The 18239-nt window shown below is 70.3% G+C and carries 20 protein-coding genes; 12 read left to right on the top strand and 8 right to left on the bottom strand.

Translation table 11 applies throughout. The features are described from left to right. The 3 genes from narI (at position 1) to ACWDUM_RS14950 (ending at position 2562) form a co-directional block, all read left to right on the top strand. Entirely contained in the window at positions 1–732 is a 732-nt protein-coding gene (narI, locus tag ACWDUM_RS14940; RefSeq protein ID WP_450134562.1) for a respiratory nitrate reductase subunit gamma, read from the top strand. 88 nt (positions 733–820) lie between these two features. Continuing rightward, positions 821–2161 (top strand): M16 family metallopeptidase, encoded by a 1341-nt coding sequence (locus ACWDUM_RS14945; protein WP_450114279.1) that lies wholly within the window; start codon positions 821–823, stop codon positions 2159–2161. Then, positions 2161–2562: a VanZ family protein gene (locus ACWDUM_RS14950; RefSeq protein ID WP_450134563.1), complete on the top strand. Its 402-nt coding sequence runs from the start codon at positions 2161–2163 to the stop codon at positions 2560–2562. The genes ACWDUM_RS14945 and ACWDUM_RS14950 overlap by 1 nt, the downstream gene beginning before the upstream one ends. Here ACWDUM_RS14950 and ACWDUM_RS14955 read toward each other — a convergent pair. Then, positions 2521–3171, bottom strand: coding sequence for a hypothetical protein (locus tag ACWDUM_RS14955; protein WP_450134564.1), 651 nt, complete (start codon positions 3169–3171; stop codon positions 2521–2523). The genes ACWDUM_RS14950 and ACWDUM_RS14955 overlap by 42 nt on opposite strands. 123 nt (positions 3172–3294) lie before the next feature. Next, on the bottom strand, positions 3295–3897 hold the full coding sequence (locus tag ACWDUM_RS14960) for a flavin reductase family protein (protein WP_450134565.1): 603 nt from the start codon (positions 3895–3897) through the stop codon (positions 3295–3297). 302 nt (positions 3898–4199) lie between these two features. Between ACWDUM_RS14960 and dapB the strand changes: the two genes are divergently transcribed. The 5 genes from dapB (at position 4200) to ACWDUM_RS14985 (ending at position 8295) form a co-directional block, all read left to right on the top strand. Continuing rightward, positions 4200–4943, top strand: a complete 744-nt coding sequence (gene dapB / locus ACWDUM_RS14965) for a 4-hydroxy-tetrahydrodipicolinate reductase (protein WP_450134745.1) — start codon at positions 4200–4202, stop codon at positions 4941–4943. Then, entirely contained in the window at positions 4940–5410 is a 471-nt protein-coding gene (locus ACWDUM_RS14970; RefSeq protein ID WP_450134566.1) for a hypothetical protein, read from the top strand. The genes dapB and ACWDUM_RS14970 overlap by 4 nt, the downstream gene beginning before the upstream one ends. A gap of 75 nt (positions 5411–5485) precedes the next feature. Continuing rightward, positions 5486–5941, top strand: coding sequence for a flavodoxin family protein (locus ACWDUM_RS14975; RefSeq protein WP_450134567.1), 456 nt, complete (start codon positions 5486–5488; stop codon positions 5939–5941). A 231-nt stretch (positions 5942–6172) separates the two neighbouring features. Next, positions 6173–7264, top strand: coding sequence for a phosphotransferase family protein (locus tag ACWDUM_RS14980; RefSeq protein ID WP_450134568.1), 1092 nt, complete (start codon positions 6173–6175; stop codon positions 7262–7264). Beyond that, on the top strand, positions 7261–8295 hold the full coding sequence (locus ACWDUM_RS14985; protein ID WP_450134569.1) for a TIGR03857 family LLM class F420-dependent oxidoreductase: 1035 nt from the start codon (positions 7261–7263) through the stop codon (positions 8293–8295). The genes ACWDUM_RS14980 and ACWDUM_RS14985 overlap by 4 nt, the downstream gene beginning before the upstream one ends. 37 nt (positions 8296–8332) lie before the next feature. Here ACWDUM_RS14985 and ACWDUM_RS14990 read toward each other — a convergent pair whose 3' ends face one another. Then, positions 8333–8986, bottom strand: a complete 654-nt coding sequence (locus tag ACWDUM_RS14990) for a DUF3105 domain-containing protein (RefSeq protein WP_450134570.1) — start codon at positions 8984–8986, stop codon at positions 8333–8335. Positions 8987–9040: 54 nt separating this feature from the next. On the opposite strand from ACWDUM_RS14990, the gene ACWDUM_RS14995 reads away from it, so the two are divergent. Beyond that, the gene (locus tag ACWDUM_RS14995; protein ID WP_450134571.1) at positions 9041–10255 is read left to right on the top strand and encodes a winged helix-turn-helix domain-containing protein; all 1215 of its coding nucleotides are present in this window, start codon (positions 9041–9043) and stop codon (positions 10253–10255) included. A 30-nt stretch (positions 10256–10285) separates the two neighbouring features. Here the strand turns inward: ACWDUM_RS14995 and ACWDUM_RS15000 are convergent, their stop codons facing one another. The 5 genes from ACWDUM_RS15000 to ACWDUM_RS15020 all read right to left on the bottom strand — a co-directional run bounded on the left by ACWDUM_RS15000 (position 10286) and on the right by ACWDUM_RS15020 (position 13973). Next, positions 10286–10690 (bottom strand): carboxymuconolactone decarboxylase family protein, encoded by a 405-nt coding sequence (locus ACWDUM_RS15000; protein ID WP_450114289.1) that lies wholly within the window; start codon positions 10688–10690, stop codon positions 10286–10288. 67 nt (positions 10691–10757) lie between these two features. After that, entirely contained in the window at positions 10758–12020 is a 1263-nt protein-coding gene (locus ACWDUM_RS15005) for a hypothetical protein (protein ID WP_450134572.1), read from the bottom strand. Positions 12021–12047: 27 nt separating this feature from the next. Further along, entirely contained in the window at positions 12048–12482 is a 435-nt protein-coding gene (locus ACWDUM_RS15010; RefSeq protein ID WP_450114291.1) for an SRPBCC family protein, read from the bottom strand. 98 nt (positions 12483–12580) lie between these two features. Further along, complete coding sequence (locus ACWDUM_RS15015; RefSeq protein WP_450134573.1) at positions 12581–13108, bottom strand: toxin-antitoxin system HicB family antitoxin; 528 nt, start codon at positions 13106–13108, stop codon at positions 12581–12583. Positions 13109–13178: 70 nt separating this feature from the next. Beyond that, positions 13179–13973 (bottom strand): tyrosine-protein phosphatase, encoded by a 795-nt coding sequence (locus tag ACWDUM_RS15020; protein WP_450134574.1) that lies wholly within the window; start codon positions 13971–13973, stop codon positions 13179–13181. Between the two features lie 487 nt (positions 13974–14460). Here ACWDUM_RS15020 and thyX point away from each other — a divergent pair, with 487 nt between their 5' ends. The 3 genes from thyX to ACWDUM_RS15035 all read left to right on the top strand — a co-directional run bounded on the left by thyX (position 14461) and on the right by ACWDUM_RS15035 (position 18184). Beyond that, the gene (thyX, locus tag ACWDUM_RS15025) at positions 14461–15213 is read left to right on the top strand and encodes an FAD-dependent thymidylate synthase (RefSeq protein ID WP_450134575.1); all 753 of its coding nucleotides are present in this window, start codon (positions 14461–14463) and stop codon (positions 15211–15213) included. A 68-nt stretch (positions 15214–15281) separates the two neighbouring features. Continuing rightward, positions 15282–16187 carry a 4-hydroxy-tetrahydrodipicolinate synthase gene (gene dapA / locus ACWDUM_RS15030; RefSeq protein ID WP_450114295.1) on the top strand — a complete coding sequence of 302 codons (906 nt, stop codon included), beginning with the start codon at positions 15282–15284 and terminating at the stop codon, positions 16185–16187. A gap of 302 nt (positions 16188–16489) precedes the next feature. Beyond that, entirely contained in the window at positions 16490–18184 is a 1695-nt protein-coding gene (locus ACWDUM_RS15035) for a ribonuclease J (RefSeq protein ID WP_450134746.1), read from the top strand. Positions 18185–18239 lie beyond the last annotated feature (55 nt).

Raw genomic sequence — 18239 nt, forward strand, 5'->3', positions numbered from 1 at the left:
ATGTCCGCCGGGGAGATCTACTGGGACGTCGTCCCGTACGTGACGCTCGCGATCCTGGTCGTCGGCACCTGGTGGCGATACCGGTACGACAAGTTCGGCTGGACCACCCGCTCCTCCCAGCTCTACGAGAACCGGCTGCTGCGGATCGCGAGTCCGCTGTTCCACTTCGGCATCCTGGTGGTGATCCTCGGCCACGTCATCGGCCTCGTCATCCCCGAGTCCTGGACCGAGGCGATCGGCATCGGTGAGCACATGTACCACTGGGGTGCGGCGATACCCGGCGTCATCGCCGGCCTCGCCACCCTGGTCGGCGTGGCACTGCTGATCTACCGGCGTCGGACGACCGGCCCGGTGTTCACCGCCACCACCCTCAACGACAAGGTCATGTACGCCCTGCTCGTCGCCGCGATCGTCGCCGGGCTCGCGACCACGATGATCGGCGCCTTCGAAGGAAACGAGGCCCACAACTACCGCGAGACCGTCTCGCCGTGGTTCCGGTCGATCTGGATCCTGCAGCCGCGGGGCGACCTGATGGCGGAGGCGCCGCTGTCGTTCCACATCCACGTCACGATCGCGCTGGTCCTGTTCGCGCTGTGGCCGTTCACCCGGCTCGTGCACGCCTTCAGTGCGCCGTTCGCGTACCTGTTCCGGCCGTACATCGTGTATCGCAGCCGCGAGGGCGCACGCCCGGGGGAACTCGTCGGCTCGGAGCCGCACCGGCGCGGCTGGTGACGGCGCCGCCTTCGGACGGAGGTGGACGCGGCTGTACTGTTTGGACTTCTACGTCCGGACTTTCTCCCGAGGACCGCTGAACCACTACATGGCCACCACAGCTCGCAGTCGCACCACCACGATCCCGAGGAAACGAACCCGCACGCCGCGGTCCACCGTGCGTCGCACGGTGCTGCCCGGGGGGCTGCGGGTGGTGACCGAACACATGCCCGGCGTGCGCTCGGCGTCCGTCGGCGTCTGGGTGGGGGTGGGTTCGCGCGACGAGCAGGCGTCCGTCGCCGGCGCGGCGCACTTCCTCGAGCACCTGCTGTTCAAGGCAACCCCCACCCGCAGCGCGCTCGACATCGCGCAGGTGGTCGACGGGATCGGTGGGGAGCTGAACGCGTTCACCTCCCGCGAGCACACCTGCTTCTACGCGCACGTCCTCGACGAGGACCTGCCGTTGGCGATCGACATCGTCAGCGACGTGGTGCTGCGCGGGAAGTGCCGGTCCGCGGACGTCGACATCGAGCGCCAGGTGGTGCTCGAGGAGATCGCGATGCGCGACGACGACCCCGAGGACCTGCTCGGCGACGAGTTCCTCACCGCCCTGTTCGGCGATCATCCCGTCGGCCGGCCGGTGATCGGGTCCACCGAGTCGATCGAGGCGATGACGCGCACCCAGCTGCACTCGTTCCATGTCCGCCGGTACACGCCGGAGCGGATGGTGGTGGCCGTCGCGGGCAACGTCGATCACGACGAGACCGTCGAGCTGGTGCGCCGGGCGTTCGGCGGCCACCTGACCGACGGCGCCGTTCCCGCCCCACGGCGGGAGGGCAGGCTGCGGCCGCGTTCGGCGCCTGCGCTCAGCGTGCTGCGGCGGGACAGCGAGCAGGCCCACCTCTGCGTCGGCGTGCGTGGCCTGGGCCGGCACGAGGGCCACCGGTGGGCGCTGTCGGTGCTCAACACCGCGGTCGGCGGCGGGCTGTCCTCGCGGCTGTTCCAGGAGATCCGGGAGGAACGCGGCCTGGCGTACTCGGTCTACTCGAGCGTCGACACGTTCGCCGACACGGGGGCGTTCTCGGTGTACGCGGGCTGCCAGCCGGAGAACCTCGCGGATGTCACCACCCTGATCCGGGAGGTGCTCGCGCAGGTCGCCTCGAACGGCATCACCGATGCCGAGTGCGCCCGCGCGAAGGGCTCGATCCGCGGGGGAATGGTGCTCGGGCTGGAGGATTCGGGTTCGCGGATGCACCGGATCGGCCGCCAGGAACTGAACTACGGCAGCCACCGCACCATCACCGAGACGTTGCGGCGGATCGACGCCGTCACCACCGAGGAGGTGCGGGAGGTCGCGGCGATGCTGCTGACCCGGCCGTTCGCGGCGTCCGTGGTCGGACCCTACAAGCGGGCGCGGGACCTGCCCGCCGTGGTGCGCGGGATCGTCTGATGCTCGCGAAACTGGGGTCACGCCGGGCGATTCCGTTCTTCGTCGTCCTGGTGATCACCCTGGTCATGTTGTTCTCGCCGGGGTCGACGGTGCCGAGTGGGCCGCCGAACAGCGACAAGGTCACGCACCTGCTGATGTTCCTGGCCCTCGCGGTCGCCGCGCGGTACGCCGGGTTCCGGGCCGGGTGGGTGCTGCTCGGCGGCGCGCTGTACGCCGCGGTGTCGGAGGCGCTGCAGGCGCTGCTGCCGATCCATCGCAGCGGATCGATCTGGGACTGGCTCGCCGATGTCGTCGGCGTCGCGGTGGGCCTGGCCCTGGTGTGGTGGGTGGCCCACCGCCGACGGTCCGGGGGTGCCCGATCAGGACGCGAAGAGTCCCAGCAGGCCACCGAGATCGAGTGACCCGAAGTCGGCCGAACCGCCACCGCCGGTGGAGGGATTGCAGCCGGTGACGGTGATCGAGTGCCACTGCCGGTCGCCGATCCACTCGGGGGTCTCGGTCGGGGTCTGCCCGTTGTTCCCGGGCGGCCCGAGCACCATCCGGTAGTCGATCTTGTGCGTGTCGGCGTCCGGGTTCGGCAGCGCCGGGTTCCAGGCGCCGTTGAGGTTCTTCAGGTCCTGGACGTAGGTGGCAAGCACCGGCGCCCGGTCGGAGACCATGGTGCGGTTCTCGACGGTGTTCTCCGGAACCTCGTCGGGCCACGTCGGCGACTCCGCCTTCGAGGCCATGTTCGGCGTGCCGGTCCGCCAGACCGGGAATCCGACGCCGATGTCGCGTCCCTCGGGAACCTCGTCGTCGATGCGCCAGTCGATCGTGTAGGTGGTCACGTTCGTCTGGTTCTCGATGTTGAACTCGGCCTTACAGTTGCCCAGGTCCTTCGCCCAGAACTGCACCGGGCCGGTGCGCTGCCCCTCGTCGGCGGTTTCGGCGACGGCGGGTGCGCTGGACAACGCGAAGATCGATCCCGCTGCCACGGCCAGGGCCGCGGTCACTCTCACGGATGCATTCATGTGGCGGTTCCTTTCGTCTCGTGGCCGGGCAGCCTAACCACGGGTGGTCGTCGGGAACGCCGGAATGACCGAAGTCGAGTAGCCAGCGAGTAGCGTGCCTCCTCTCGCCCGGGGACGGCGGAGTCAGCGGGCCGCCGGGCGCCCGGGCCGCGGGATCTCCCTGACCTGCGGCGGCAGTCCCCACTGGATCCGGCCGAGACGGCTGACCGGCGCGATCGCCGCGAAGTCGGGCAAGCCGTCCCCGGCGAGCGTCTCGGTGCGCACGGAGATTGCGCGCACCGATCCCATCACCACGAAACTGTCGCCGACCTCGATCACCCGGAAGAGTTCGCATTCGATCGCGATGGGGGACTCCGCCACCCGCGGCGCCGCCACCCGCTCGCTCGGCTCGGCGGTGACGCCGACCGTGTCGAATTCGTCGACCGCGGCGTCGAACATCGCCGAGCTCGCGTTGACCTGCTCGATCAGGTGCGCCGGCGCCAGGTTCACCACGAACTCGCCCGTCGCCTCGATGTTGCGGAGGCTGTCCTTGCGGGTCACCGAGGTGAACTGCACGACAGGAGGATTCGCGCTGGCGACGGTGAAGAAGCTGTAGGGCGCCAGGTTCGGGGTGCCGTCGGCCGCGCGTGTGGAGACCCACGCGACGGGCCGCGGCACCACCGACGCGGTGAGTAGCTGGTACATCCGGTGCGGGGCGGTGCCGGCGGGGTCGAAGAGCGTTCGCACCCCGACATCGTGCCACCGTGCGCGGCCCGTGGGCGGGTCGACGATTCAGCCCCCGCCCGATGTCACATCCCGGGCATCATCGGCATCCCGGGCATCATCGGCATGCCGGGCATCATGGGCATGCCCATGTGATGCATCCACATCATGAACTGATGCCACCAGGACATCATGTCGGAAGGCATTGCGATCACTTCCTCACCTAGGTTCCGCCCGTCCATTGTCCGCCCGCCGGGGGCCGGAGTCGATTGCGTAGGCTTGCCTGGACGTGCAAGACGATCGGATGGAGTGAGGGTCAAGTGACGGTGATTCGGGTCGGTGTCCTGGGTGCCAGGGGCAAGGTCGGCCGTACCATCTGCGAGGCCGTCGAGGCGGCTCCCGACCTGGAACTGGTGGCGCAGGTCGACGCGGGCGATCCGATCGAGACGTTCGTCGACACCCGCACCCAGGTGGTCGTCGACTTCACCAACCCCGACGTGGTGATGGGCAACCTGGAGTTCCTCGTCGCGAACCGGATCCACGCCGTCGTCGGCACCACCGGCTTCGACGAGGACCGCCTCGCGCAGGTGCAGCGCTGGCTGACCGAGCAGCCCGAGGTCGGCGTGCTGATCGCTCCGAACTTCGCGATCGGCGCGGTGCTGTCGATGCGGTTCGCGCAGCAGGCCGCGCGGTTCTTCGACTCCGTCGAGGTCATCGAACTGCACCATCCGAACAAGCTGGACGCGCCGTCCGGCACCGCCTACCGCACCGCGGCGCTGATCGCCGCAGCCCGCGCCGAGGCCGGGCGGGGACCGAGCCCCGACGCGACCACCACCGAACTCGACGGCGCCCGAGGCGCGGATGTCGACGGGGTCCGGGTGCACTCGGTGCGCCTGGCCGGACTGGTCGCGCACCAGGAGGTGCTGCTCGGCACCCAGGGCGAGACCCTGACGATCCGGCACGACTCCATCGACCGCAACTCGTTCGTGCCGGGCGTGCTGCTCGGTGTCCGCGAGATCGCGGGCCGTCCCGGCCTCACCGTCGGCATCGACCCCCTGCTGGACCTGTGAAGGGCACCTCGACCAAGGTCCTCGTGGCGATCGCGGCGATCGTCGTCGCGCTGGCCTTCTACTTCGTGCTGCTCGGTCAGCGTGGCATCGCCCTGATCCAGGACGGTGGCGCCGTCCCCGTCGTACTCGGCATTGCGGTACTGGTCCTCCCGTTCATCGGCGTCTGGATGGTCTACTCGACGGTGCGTTCCGGCTTCCAGCACCAGCATCTGGTGGCCCGGGCCCGCGACGAGGGCCGCGACCTCGACGTCTCCGATCTGCCGAGGATGCCCTCCGGGCGGATCCAGCGGGACGCCGCGGACGCGCTGTTCGCGCAGGTGCAGACGGAGTGGGAGGCCGACCCCGACAGCTGGCTCACCACCTACCGGCTGGCCCGCGCCTACGACTTCGCCGGCGACCGCTCGCGGGCGCGCGAGACGATGCGTCGCGCGGTGGCGCTCGAAGCGGCCGAGCGCGGAGCGAACTAGCGGCGCACCGGGATGGTCCGGGCGGCTGTCCGGGAGTTCGAGCACCAATTCAAGAGATTACGGGGTACCGGAGAAATGCCGCGTCTGCTGATCGTCCACCACACGCCGTCGCCGTTCATGCAGGCGATGTTCGAGGCGGTCGTCTCCGGCGCGACCGCGCCGGAGATCGAGGGCGTGGAGGTCGTCCGGCGGGCAGCGCTCGCGGTGACACCGTCGGACATGCTGGAAGCGGACGGCTACCTCCTCGGATCACCAGCCAACCTCGGCTACATCAGCGGTGCCCTCAAGCACGCGTTCGACGTGTGTTACTACCCGATCCTCGATTCCACGCGCGGACGGCCCTTCGGGCTGTACCTCCACGGGAACGAGGGAACGGAGGGCGCCGAACGCGCGGTGGACTCGATCACCACCGGCCTCGGATGGGTGAGGGCGGCTGCGGACGTCGTGGTGTCCGGGAAGCCGAGCAAGGCCGACATCGAGGCGTGCTGGGAGCTGGGGGCGACCGTGGCTGCGGGTCTGATGGGGGAATGAGCGGCGCTACGAGCTCGGTGTCGCCGTCGCGGTCACGCTCGCGGGCTGAATCGGGGGCCTGGCGCGGGCGCTGACCGCCGGACCGGTCCGGGCCCGAGGACGCCCTTTCGGGGCGGCCGGAGGCCGGGTCGAAGTCCGCGAATCCGGCCATACAGGGCGTGCATGGATGTATGGTCGTGCCCTGGATGTGCCGAGTTCTGGTCTGTACCGCGCGGCGGATGGAGGGGCCCGATGTGCGGAGGCTTCGGTGCGGCCGCACTGCCCGGATCGCCTGCGGACGTGACCACGGACTGGCTTCAGCGCGTACTTTCCGACACCGACGCGCGGGTGGCGGTCGAGGGATTCGACCTCGAACCGGTCGGAACCGGACAGACGGCGGCCACGTACCGACTGACCGTGCGGTACCGACGCGCGTCGGACCTCCCGGACACGTTCGTTCTGAAGCTTCCGTCCCAGGACGACTCGGTGCGTGACCGAGTGGCACTCGGCTACCGGTCGGAGCACGCCTTCTACACCCAGGTCGCGGCGTCGGTCCGGATGCCGGTCCCGCGGTGCTTCTACTGCGAAACAGACGACGGTGGAAGAGATTTCGTACTCCTTCTGGAGGACCTCTCGCCTGCCGTCCAGGGGGACCAACTACGCGGCTGCGGCATGACCGAGGCCCGGCTGGCGGTGACGGCACTGGCCGGCCTGCACGGCCCGGGGTGGTGCGACCCGCGCTGGACGGACTTCACCGGCACCGTGATGCCGAGGCCGGGTGAGGACACCGCCGCCGGCCTCGGCGAGGTCTGCCGGGTGGCGGCCGACACCACGATCGAGCGCCTCGGTGGACGCCTCGGTGAGGCGGACGTTCGCACCTTGCGTGAATCGGCGGACCTGATCGGCGCCTGGCTGCTGCGCGACGTGGAGCGGTTCGCGATCCTCCACGGCGACTTCAGGCTCGACAACCTGCTCTTCCATCCGGACGGCGAACGGATCGGCGTCGTGGACTGGCAGACCCTCGCCGTCGGCCTGCCTGCGCGCGACCTCGCATACTTCGTGGGGACCAGCTTCGCGCCCAGCACGCGAGCCGACTGCGAGCGCGAGCTCGTGGAGGTGTACCACCGCGCACTCCTCGAACACGGTGTCGAGGGATACGGCCTCGACGAGTGTTGGCGCGATTACCGCGTCGCCGTGCTGCAGATACCGATGATCACCACGCTCGGCTTCGCGTTCTCCGCGGCCACCGACCGTGGTGACGACATGATCGTGACGATGCTGGAGCGGGGCTGCGCGGCGATCCGCGACCTCGGCTCCCTCGACCTGATCCGGGAGCAGGCGTGACGCGGACACTGGACGAACTCGGCTGTTACCTGCTCGGCGGCCAGCCCCGTTCGGCGCGAGACGTTCTCGACGAGGTGGCGGACGCCGAACGTCTCGGGCTCGGCACGGCCTTCCTTTCTGAGAGGTACAACAAGAAGGAGATCGGTGCCTTCGCCGGGGCCGCGGCCGCGGCCAGCACCAGCGTCCGCCTGTGCACCGCCGCCACCAACCACAACACCCGGCACCCGATGGTGACCGCGGGCATGACGCGGACACTGCGTGACCTCACCGACGGACGTTTCACCCTCGGCATCGGTCGCGGTGTCGCGGTGCTGCAGGGCGCGTACGGAATCCCGCCGATCACCACCGCCCAGATGGCCGACTTCGCGCTCCTGATGCGCAGGCTCTTCCGCGGCGAGACGATCGTCGGTCACGACGGACCGTCCGGCCGCTACCCGGTGCTGTACCTCGACTCAGAACTCGACGAGTACCTCCCACTGGGGATCGTGGCCTTCGGACCCGAGACCCTCAAGCTCGGCGGCAGGCTCTTCGACGACGTGGTCCTGCACACCTACTTCACCGACGAGACCACCAGCCGCTGCGTCGACCTCGTCAAGTCCGCTGCCGAGGAGGCGGGGCGGGACCCCGACAACGTGAAGGTCTGGGCCTGCCTCGCCACCGTCGGTGATCACATCGCTCCCGTGGACGTACTGCGCAAGACCGTCGGACGGCTGGGCACCTACCTGCAGGGATACGGCCAATTGCTCGTCGACACCAACGGCTGGGATCCGGTCGCGCTGCAAAGGTTCCTGTCCGACCCGGTGATCAGCAGCGTCGGGGGCCTCGACATCGTCGGCACCACCGACCAGCTGGAGCACGCGGCCGGCCTGCTGCCCGACGAGTGGCTGGCCCCCGCGGCCACCGGCACACCCGCGCAGTGCGTCGACGCGATCCGCCATCAGTTCGACCTCGGCTGCGACGGCGTCATCCTGCACGGCTCGACCCCGGCCGAACTGGCCCCGATCGTCGCCGCCTACCGCGGCGCGTGCTGACCCGCGCGGGCCGAGGTGCCCCTGCCCCGGGTGCGGGTCACCGCACCGGGACGGTGTTCGGGTCCGCGGGATCGACCGGGGACGGATCGAACGGCGGCGGGTTGTCGGGGTCGAATCGTCCCGGCAGCGTGGAGCAGGTCGCCCCGGGTTCGGGAAAGGTGTTCGGGTTCAGCCGGAGGGCCGAGACGAACAGGTCGATGCGGCGGTCGTCGGCGTCGCCCAACGCGAGCTGGTGGCCCCACGACTGCAACGAAATCGGTTCCGGCAGTCCGGGATACGGGGACATCAGTAGGTAGCTGTTCCCGTCCACCCGCGCCGCGAGGCGGCTGCGGTCGTCGCCGCGGATCCGGTCCGGGTCGTACGCGATCCACACGGCGCCGTGCTCGAGCGAGTGCACGATGTTCTCGGTCCGCACCGGGGTGTCGTACACGACGCCGTTGCAGGCCGCCCACGTCGCGTCGTGCGGTCCGCCGACCGGCGGCACCATGTCGTAGGCCACGCGCTGTGTCGGGAGCACGTGCAGCCCGACCGGCGGCTCCACGACGACGATCCCGTCGATGCCGGTCGACGGATCCGGGTTGCGGAGGGTCGGGATGAACGGGTCCGCGGTGGCGGTGCCCTCCACCGACGCCGAGCACCCCAGGGCGGTCAGGGCCAGGACGGCTGCGGTGATCGAAATCGCGATGCGCACCCGCGGGATGGTAGCGGCAGGGCGGTGTCGGTGGTCGGTGGCAGGGTGGACGGCATGCTGACGATGACTGCGGCCGCGGCGCGCCGGACCGCGCTGGCCGCGCAGGGCTTCGCCGACCGCAGGCCGGCGGGGACGGCGACGCGTCGGCAGGTGCTGAAGGTCGTCGGGCGGACCGGGCTGCTGCAGCTGGATTCCGTCTCGGTCGCGGTCCGCGCGCACTACATGCCGGTGTTCAGTCGCGTCGGCAGGTACGACCGCGACCTGCTCGACTCGGCGGCCTGGCGGCACACCGTCGCCAAACCCCGTGCGCTCGTCGAGTACTGGGCGCACGAGGCGGCGCTGATCCCGATCGAGGACTGGCCGCTGCTGCGCTGGCGCATGCGGGACTACGCCGCCGGTCGGTGGGCGGGGGAGCGCCGTGTCCTCGAGCGGAATCCCACGCTCGCCAGGGACGTGCTCGACGCGATCGCCGAGGTCGGTGCGGCGACGGCCGGGGACGTCGAAGGGCACCTGCGGATCACGCCGCCCGGGGGCGGCCGGACGTGGTGGGGTCGCAGCGACACCAAGGTCGTCTGCGAACAACTCTTCGCCGCCGGCGCCCTGTCGGTCGACCGCCGGGTCGCGTTCGCCCGGCACTACGACCTCGCCGATCGGGTGCTGCCCGCCGCGGTCCTCGCCGTCCGCGTCGAGGAATCCGACGCCGTCCGCGAGCTGGTCCGGCGCTCGGCGGCGGCGCTCGGGGTCGGCACCGAGGCCGATCTGCGGGACTACTACCGGCTTTCGGCGGCACAGTGCCGCACCGCGGTCGCCGACCTGGTCGACGAGGGCACGCTGATCCCGGTCTCCGTGCGTGGCTGGGACGCGCCCGGCTACCGGCACGCCGACGCCCACACGCCGCGACGCGCGACCGGCACCGCGCTGCTGAGCCCGTTCGATCCGCTGGTGTTCTGCCGCCCACGCACCGAACGGATCTTCGGGTTCCGCTACCGGATCGAGATCTACACGCCCGCCCACAAACGGGTCCACGGGTACTACGTGTTCCCGTTCCTGTACGGCGGCGAGCTGGTCGCGCGCGTGGACCTCAAGGCCGACCGGGCCGCCGACGCGCTGCGGGTGCCCGGAGCATTCGTCGAGCCCGGGCAGCCCCCGGGCGAGGTCGCGGACGCGCTCGCGGCCGAACTGCGCGCGATGGCGGACTGGCTCGGCCTGTCCGACGTCGTCGTGGGGGAGCGGGGCGACCTCGCCGCCGCGCTCGCGGCCCGGGTGTGAGCGGGGTCCGGGTGTGAGCGCGGCCCGGCGTCAGCCCTGGTCGGAGAGCGGTCCGAGCTCGGCGTCGAGCACCCGCTGCACCACCTTCATCGCCGACAGTGCCGCCGGGGCGCCGCAGTAGCCGGACGAATGGATCACGGCCTCGGTGATCTCGGTGCGGGTCAGGCCGTTCGCCAGCGCGCCCCGCACGTGCCCCTCGAGCTCCTCGTGCGCCCGCAGCGCGATCAGCATCCCGATGTTCAGCAGGCTGCGATCCCGCCGCTCCAGACCGGGGCGGGTCCACACCCCGCCCCACACCGTGGCGGTGACGTGATGCTGGAGGGCCTCCGAGTCGGTGCCCCGGCTGCGGTCGAGGGCACGGTCGACGAACTCGTCGCTCATCACCGCACGCCGCACTTCCAGTCCCGCGTCGTAGCCGGTGTCGTGCTCGCTCATTTCGGATACCTCCGGGGTCGATCGGATCGTGAGTGCCCCGAGGGGCACATCCGATTCTGCCCGGCGGCTAGAGGTCCAGGCCCAGCGAGGTCGCCAGGGCGATCAGCTGGTCGACCGTCGGGGCGGCGCCGAGGAGGTCGACGCTGAAGATGACCGTGGTGCCCGACGGGCGGGCCACGGTCACGTAGGTCGTGCCGTACTCGTCGGTGACGTGCACCCGGGTGCCGTCCGGGCGGAGGTCGCCCGCCGGGGGTGTGTCGGGTGACAGTGCCGGTGCGATGGTGACCCGGAGACGCGAGTCGCCGGTGGCGCCAGGCAGCGTCACCTCCGTGCACACCGACGTGCGGGTGGAGTCGGTGAGCTCGACCGATCCGAGGGGACGGTCCGGGGGCGAGGGCATCGGGCCGAGGGCGGCCCAGGCGGTGTCGAGCGCGACGCCGAGCCGGTCCACGTCGGCGCGGGTCAGCGGACGGCCCTGCCGATTCTGTCCCGCGCCGCAGCCCATCCGCGCCGCGGCGGTGCCGGCGGGAACCGGTGTGGTGGTGCGCAATCCGGGGTCGGCGGCGATCGAGGCCAGCTCGTCGACGGTCAGGGGCAGGGCGCCGCTGTGCGCGTCGCCGTCCTCGTCGTCGACCGTGACGATGACGCGTGAGCCGTCCGGCGGGTAGGCCGTCGCGACGGCGGCCAGGGTGCGCACACCGCGGAGCTCGGACCAGGTGTCCCGGACATCGACGACGGTGCCGTCGGGGAGGAGACGCCGCTCGTCCAGCTCACCCGCCACGCACGGCGGTGGCGGACGGTCCCAGGTCCGGACCGCGGCGTACAGGGTCCCGGTGTGGCCGCCCCGGACCACGATTCCCCTGGCGTCGCTCTTGCCGGTCACGTCGTCGGGGTCGACGTGGTCGGGGAGGGTGTCGGTGTTGATCCGAAAGATCGGCTGGAACAGCAACATTCGAGATGGTGCGTCGAACCGGACCTCGACGTCCGTCGGGAGGGTGCCGAGGAGTGCCTCGGTCATCGCCGTCGCCTTGGCCGCGGTGAGCCAGGTGAAGTCCGGGTCGTCGTAGCCGTACGACGCGCCGTACATGCGCCAGCTCGCCGCGGTCACGGGTGGCGGCGGGGGTAGCACCTCGTCGCAGCCCGGGATGTCGACCGGATACGCGACAGGTTCGGTGACGTACTCCGGTGCCGTCGAGTCGGTGCTGTCGTGGGGCAGTGCCCATGCGGCGCCGATCCCCAGCGCGACGATCGCACCGACGACGGCGGTGTCGCGCCACGACCACCGGGCCCGACGTGTGTCAGGCCCGGTGGTCTGCTTCGGTGCGCTCACCGCCGCGGCGTCGGTCCCCGGCCCGGGTCAGCCCTCGAGGAACTTGGTCAGGCCCTTGGAGGCGGTGTCCAGCGCCATCTTCTGGGCCTTCTTCACCAGGAAGCCGGGCACCGGAATCCTCGGATCGACGGTCAGAGAGAACTGAACGTGGGTGCCGCCGTTGCCGTTCGAGGTCAGGACGTAGCTGCCGTCCTGCTGCTTCTGCTGGGTGCCCGACACCAGTGTCCACGCCAACTTCTCGTCGCCCTCGAAGGTGTAGTCGACGACCTGCTCGTCGGTGATGCCGACCACCGAAACGGTCATCCGCACCCGGTTCGGCCGACCGTCGGGGTGGGTGCTCTCGACGGTCACCGACTTGTGCGCCGACGACCACTCGGGCAGCCGCTCGACTGCTACGAGCGCCGCCATCACCGTCGACGGATCGGCATCGACTTCGAACTCCTTGGACCCGGACACTGCCATGACCCACCCCTTCGCGCTTGCTGTGACAACCTGAGTCGTCAGTAGATCACTACCGGAGAAGATCGCCACCGGGCGACACGACCTTACCGGTGGGTCAGTTACAGGCCGAACCTCGTGTTCTCCCGGCTGCGGCGCATCTGATCGCTCAGTGCCCCCTGCACGGCCTGCGCCACCCACGAGTTCAGTGACACCCCGTTCTGTGCGGCGGCCTCCTCGGCGCGCGCCTTCACCTGCTCGACCAGTCGCAGTGTCACCCGGGAGATGTCGCCGCCGAGGTCGTCGAAGTCCGACGACCGCGGCGGCGTCCCGGTCTCCGTCCGGGGCGCCTGCCCCGACTCCGTGGCCCGGTCGGTCTCGGTGGCCCGGTCGGTCTCCGTGGCCCGCTCGGCGCCGGTGACCTCGACGCTCGCCTCGGTGCCGGTCAGGCGCACGTGCACGGCACGGTCGCCGAGCGCGGTCGAGACCTCGGTGGCGAGGTCGGAAAGCGCGCTGATCAGCATGAGGCGGGCCGAGTTCTCCGCGGCGTCGGCGAGGGCCTCCGCGATGCGTCGGGTGTTCTCGTCGCCGAGGGCCGCGGCTGCGGTCAGATCGCGACGCAGGGTCTGGGTGTAGTTCGACAGCTCCATGACATCATCCTGACGTCATGACTGACGTCAGTCAAGGAAATTCGGCGGCAAATGTGGCGCCATGGTGACGTCAGGAGAGGAGTTTCGCCTTCAGCGCGGCGATATCGGCATCCGTCAGACCGAGTCCCTGGCGCACATAGGCGTCGAAGCTGCCGTAGCGCTCCTCCGCGATCGCGAACGAGGTGTCCAGCCAGCTCTGCTGCACGCCGTCGATCGACCCCGTGCTGCCGGTGCCGTCCGTGCCGCGGTAGACGTTCGACAGCATGAAGTCCTCGTTCACGGTCGCCCGGTCGACGCCGAGGATGGTCAGCAGCACCGCCGTGGTCCATCCGGTCCGGTCCTTGCCCGCACTGCAGTGGTAGAGCACCGCGCCGTCGGTGTCGCGGATGTCGCGCAGCACCGCACCGAACGCCTCGTTCGCGCCGGGTCCGTCGATGAACGCGACATACGCCGACTTCAGGTCCACCAGTGTGGTGATCGGCGAACCGCCGAGCACGTCGTACCAGTTCGCGGTCGCGCCGGCCGGGACCTTGTCCGGCTGGATGGTCCGCTCGTAGACCGTGCGCAGGTCGTCGACCACCTTCACGTTCAGGGACTGCAGCTTCGTCAGGTCCGCCACGCTCAGACTGCTCAGCGCATCCGTCCGGTACACCAGCCCGGTCTTCACCGTCTTGCCGTCCGCCGTCACATAGCCGCCGACGTCGCGGGCGTTCTTCGCCCCGTCCAGGTGCAGCGAGCGGTCGAAGTCGACCTGGTCGGCGATGGAAACCGGTGCGGCGATTGCCGCCGACGAGCCGCCGCCGACGAACAGGGCGGTGGCTGCGGCGAAGGTGGCGGTGACGCGAAGCAGACGACTGGTGGTCACGCGGGCTCCTCTGTGGCGAGATCGGTTGGACGCTCGTTCCGATGTCTACACCCGCCGTGCCACCAGAATGTGGGATTTTGCGCATTCATCGGGTGAGCGACTGCCCGGTCGTCCGGAGTGCCGCTCGGGCGAGCGTGCCGCCCGCGTTCCGGAAATTGTCATCGGAAGCCCGGTCGAGGCCCGGAGTGCATGTGCATACTTCGTCCGCCGCTCGATCAGGGCGGGACATGTCGATTCGAGGAGAGATATGCAGAACAGCGATATCAGCACGGTGGTCGACCAAATCTGGTGGATGCGGGCTCTCCTTCTGCTCGGGCCGTACGTCGGATCGGACGTATAGGCACGCCTACCGTTGTCGTTGGATCGCCCGATGGTCCCGCGCCCGCCGAAGGCGGCGCGGGACCGGGAGCCGGATCCGCGGCGAGGGGCGGGGCCGGGACCGCCTATCGTGCAGGTGGCAGACGGGTCTGCGGAAGGTGGGAGTGCGGTGCGGCAAGCGGTGTCCCTGAAGGTGCAGCTCATCGCGAAGACGGAGTTCTTCGCGCCCGACGACGTGCCGTGGGAGACGGACGCGGACGGCGGCGAGGCCCTCGTCGAGTTCGCCGGACGCGCCTGTTACCAGAGCTGGAACAAGCCCAACCCGCGGACCGCCACCAACGCCGGCTACCTGCGGCACCTGCTCGAGGTCGGGCACGAGTCGGTCCTCGAACACGGCAGCGTCAGCTTCTACATCACCGGCATCTCGCGGTCCTGCACCCACGAACTGATCCGGCACCGGCACCTGTCCTACTCCCAGCTGTCGCAGCGGTCGGTGTCCGAGCGGGACGCCAAGGTCGTCGTGCCGCCCGCCATCGCAGGCGATCCCGAACTCGAGGCCCTGTTCGAGGCCGCGACGGAGGCCAGTCGCGCCGCCTACGGTGAACTCCTCGAGGCGCTCGACGGCAAACTCGCGCACGTGCCCAACGGCTCACTGCGCGGACGGCAGGCCCGGCAGGCGGCCCGCTCGGTGCTGCCCAATGCCACCGAGACCCGGCTGGTCGTGACCGGCAACTACCGGGCGTGGCGGCACTTCATCGCGATGCGTGCCACCGAGCACGCGGACGTCGAGATCCGGAAAGTCGCGGTCGAGTGCCTGCGTCAGCTGTCTGCGGTAGCACCAAACGTGTTCGGCGACTTCGGTATTGCGGAACTTCCCGACGGCACCGAGGTGGCGGTCGGCGAGTTCGGCACCGGCGCCTGACGGGGTGCCGCGGGTCGGGTCCGCACGGTGTGCGGAGTGGGCGGCGTCACCGGGTAACCTTGACAACCATGACCCATGCTGAATCCGCACCAGTCGAGCGCCCGTTCGGCACCGTCCTGACCGCGATGGTGACCCCGTTCACAGCCGACGGGAAGCTGGACGTGGATGCGGGTGTGCGGCTGGCCACCCATCTCGTCGACGGCGGATGCGACGGTCTGGTTCTCGCGGGCACCACCGGCGAATCGCCGACCACCACCGAGTCCGAGAAGCTCGAACTGATGCGCGCGGTGATCGACGCCGTGGGCCACCGCGCGAAGATCGTCGCCGGCGCGGGCAGCAACGACACCGCGCACAGTGTCGAACTCGCCCGCGACGCCGCGAAGGCCGGCGCGCACGGCCTGCTCGTCGTCACCCCCTACTACTCGAAGCCGCCGCAGTCCGGGTTGCTCGCCCACTTCACCGCCGTCGCCGACGCCACCGATCTGCCGGTGATGCTCTACGACATTCCGCCGCGCTCGGTGGTGCCGATCGCCACCGAGACGATCTACCGGCTCGCCGAGCATCCCCGGATCAAGGCGGTCAAGGACGCCAAGGGTGATCTCGCCGCCGGGGCCGAACTGATCGCCAACACCGACCTCGAGTTCTACTCGGGCGACGACCCGCTCAACCTGCCGTGGTTGTCGGTCGGTGCCGTCGGATTCGTCAGCGTCATCGGGCATCTCGTGCCCGGACGGCTGCGCGAGCTGCTCGCCGCGTACCAGGCGGGTGACATCGTGCGAGCCCGTGAGATCAACGCCGGCCTGCTCCCCGTGATCCGGTCGGTCGGCCGACTCGGTGGCGTCAGCGCCTCGAAGGCGGGCCTGCGCCTGCAGGGCATCGAGGTCGGTGATCCGCGCCTGCCGCAGGTGCCGCCGACACCCGACCAGGTCGAGGTGCTGGCCGCCGACCTCCGTGCCGCTGGGGCGCTGTCGTGACCCGCCCGGTGCGCCGTCGCAGCGCACGTCGTCAGGCCGGTCCGCCGAGCACCCCGCCCGTCGCGCCCGAACAGCAGCCCGTGAGCGCCGCTCCGGAGACGGAAGCCCCCGCGGCGGCCGAGAAGGCCGCGCCCGCGAAGGCGAAGAAGGCCGCGGCGAAGAAGACCGCGCCGGCCAAGGCCGAGGCCGCGCCCCGGGAGAAGGCGGGCCAGGAGAAGGCGGGCCAGGAGAAGGCCCCGCGCCGGCGCCGGTCGCAGGGTGGCGGCAAGGCGCCGCGGCAGCCGAAGGGCCGCCCCGACGGCATCGTCGGTGTCGACCCGACCGAACGGCTCGGCCTGCCCCCCAAGGCGCCCCACAACGGGCTCCGGGTCGTCGCGCTCGGCGGTATCGGCGAGATCGGTCGCAACATGACCGTCTTCGAGCACCAGGGCAAGCTGCTCATCGTGGACTGCGGTGTGCTGTTCCCAGAGGACCAGCAGCCGGGCGTCGACCTGATCCTTCCGGACTTCGCGCACATCGAGGACCGGATGGACGACGTCGAGGCCGTCGTCCTCACCCACGGTCACGAGGACCACATCGGTGCGGTGCCGTTCCTGCTCCGCCTGCGGCCGGACGTGCCGGTGATCGGCTCCAAGTTCACCCTCGCCCTGGTCGCGGCGAAGTGCCGCGAACACCGCCAGCGGCCGAACCTCATCGAGGTCGTCGAGGGTCAGATGACCACGCACGGGCCGTTCGAGTGCGAGTACTTCGCCGTCAACCACTCGATCCCCGACGCGATCGCGGTCGCGATCAAGACCTCCGCCGGCGTCGCGCTGCACACCGGTGACATCAAGCTCGACCAGCTGCCGCTCGACGGCAGGCTCACCGACCTCGCCGGGTTCTCCCGGCTCGGGGACGAGGGCGTCGACCTGTTCCTGGTGGACTCGACCAACGCCGAGGTGCCCGGATTCGTCACCCCCGAACGTGAGATCGGTGGGGTCCTCGACGGAGTCATCGGGAAGGCCAAGCAGCGGGTCATCGTCGCCTCGTTCGCGAGCCACGTGCACCGGATCCAGCAGGTCGTCGACGTTGCGGTCCGCTACAACCGCCGGATCGCGTTCGTCGGACGCTCGATGGTCCGCAACATGCAGATCGCGCAGGATCTCGGCTACCTGTCGGTGCCGGACGGCGTGGTCGTCGACATCGACACCGCCGCCAACCTGCCCGACGACCGGCTCGTCCTGATCTCCACCGGCTCGCAGGGCGAACCGCTGTCCGCGCTGTCGCGGATGGCACGCGGCGAGCACCGGCAGATCAACATCCGCGCCAACGACCTCGTGGTGCTGGCGTCGTCGCTCATTCCCGGCAACGAGAACTCGGTGTTCGCGGTCGTCAACGGGCTCGCCAAGCGCGGCGCGACCGTCGTCACCCAGCAGAACGCCAAGGTCCACGTCTCCGGGCACGCGTCCGCAGGCGAGCTGCTGTACCTGTACAACGCGGTCCGGCCGACCAACGCCATGCCGGTGCACGGCGAGTGGCGGCACCTGCGCGCCAACGCCGCCCTGGCCGCCGCGACCGGCGTGCCGGAGGACCGGATCGTGCTCGCCGAGGACGGCGTCGTCGTCGACATGGTCGACGGGCTCGCCGAGATCGTCGGTCGCGTCCCGGTCGGGCACGTGTACGTCGACGGCAACTCGGTCGGCGATGTCGGCGACTCCACGCTGTCGGACCGGCTGATCCTCGGCGAGGGCGGCTTCATCTCGATCTCCCTCGCCGTCGACGAGCTCACCGGCAAGGCCGTGAGCACCCCGCAGGTGTCCGGTCGCGGATTCTCCGACGACCCGGCCGCACTCAAGGAGGCGGCGGTACTCGTCGAATCCGAACTGGCCCGCCTCGCGGGGGAGGGCATCACCGACACCCACCGGATCGCGCAGGCCGTGCGCCGGGTCGTCGGCCGCTGGGTCGCAGACAAGTACCGGCGTCGTCCGATGATCGTTCCGACCGTCATCGGCGTGTAGGAGCCTTCACCGCGTTCGGCCCCCGGTTTCGCCGGGGGCCGAACGTGTTTCGCGT

The sequence above is a fragment of the Rhodococcus sp. NPDC003322 genome, from assembly GCF_053589555.1.

Coding starts and splice junctions, on each gene's coding strand:
- narI (WP_450134562.1), top strand. CDS start 1: ATGTCCGCCGGGGAGATCTACTGGGACGTCGTCCCGTACGTGACGCTC.
- ACWDUM_RS14945 (WP_450114279.1), top strand. CDS start 821: ATGGCCACCACAGCTCGCAGTCGCACCACCACGATCCCGAGGAAACGA.
- ACWDUM_RS14950 (WP_450134563.1), top strand. CDS start 2,161: ATGCTCGCGAAACTGGGGTCACGCCGGGCGATTCCGTTCTTCGTCGTC.
- ACWDUM_RS14955 (WP_450134564.1), bottom strand. CDS start 3,171: ATGAATGCATCCGTGAGAGTGACCGCGGCCCTGGCCGTGGCAGCGGGA.
- ACWDUM_RS14975 (WP_450134567.1), top strand. CDS start 5,486: ATGCCGCGTCTGCTGATCGTCCACCACACGCCGTCGCCGTTCATGCAG.
- ACWDUM_RS14980 (WP_450134568.1), top strand. CDS start 6,173: ATGTGCGGAGGCTTCGGTGCGGCCGCACTGCCCGGATCGCCTGCGGAC.
- ACWDUM_RS14995 (WP_450134571.1), top strand. CDS start 9,041: ATGCTGACGATGACTGCGGCCGCGGCGCGCCGGACCGCGCTGGCCGCG.
- ACWDUM_RS15000 (WP_450114289.1), bottom strand. CDS start 10,690: ATGAGCGAGCACGACACCGGCTACGACGCGGGACTGGAAGTGCGGCGT.
- ACWDUM_RS15010 (WP_450114291.1), bottom strand. CDS start 12,482: ATGGCAGTGTCCGGGTCCAAGGAGTTCGAAGTCGATGCCGATCCGTCG.
- ACWDUM_RS15015 (WP_450134573.1), bottom strand. CDS start 13,108: ATGGAGCTGTCGAACTACACCCAGACCCTGCGTCGCGATCTGACCGCA.
- dapA (WP_450114295.1), top strand. CDS start 15,282: ATGACCCATGCTGAATCCGCACCAGTCGAGCGCCCGTTCGGCACCGTC.